The following is a 282-nucleotide window of genomic DNA, read 5'->3' on the forward strand; positions in this document are numbered from 1 at the left end:
TCAATTGACTGATTCATCTTCCTACCTGATTGAATTACTACTGATTAAAACGACTGACTATGAACCTATCACTGATAACGGCGAAGAAAAAGCACTACCACTCTCTTGGTGATAAGTACTCGTTATACAGCAGAGCTTCATGCGACCCCTCTTCTACCTGATAGTTATACTCCCATCGTGCTAATGGTGGCATAGACATCAAGATAGATTCCGTTCTTCCCTTACTCTGTAAACCGAACAGGGTGCCTCTGTCATAGACGAGGTTGAACTCTACATAGCGAC

Annotated in this window: 1 protein-coding gene; it reads right to left on the bottom strand. The window is 42.9% G+C overall.

The genetic code is table 11. The annotated features are described in order from the left end of the window. Positions 1-94: 94 nt before the first annotated feature. On the bottom strand, positions 95-282 hold a 188-nt coding region (locus tag AB4585_RS25385), incomplete at its 5' end, for a coproporphyrinogen III oxidase (RefSeq protein ID WP_372171548.1).

Source organism: Vibrio sp. 10N.222.49.C9, from assembly GCF_041474985.1.
Taxonomy (GTDB): domain Bacteria; phylum Pseudomonadota; class Gammaproteobacteria; order Enterobacterales; family Vibrionaceae; genus Vibrio; species Vibrio crassostreae_C.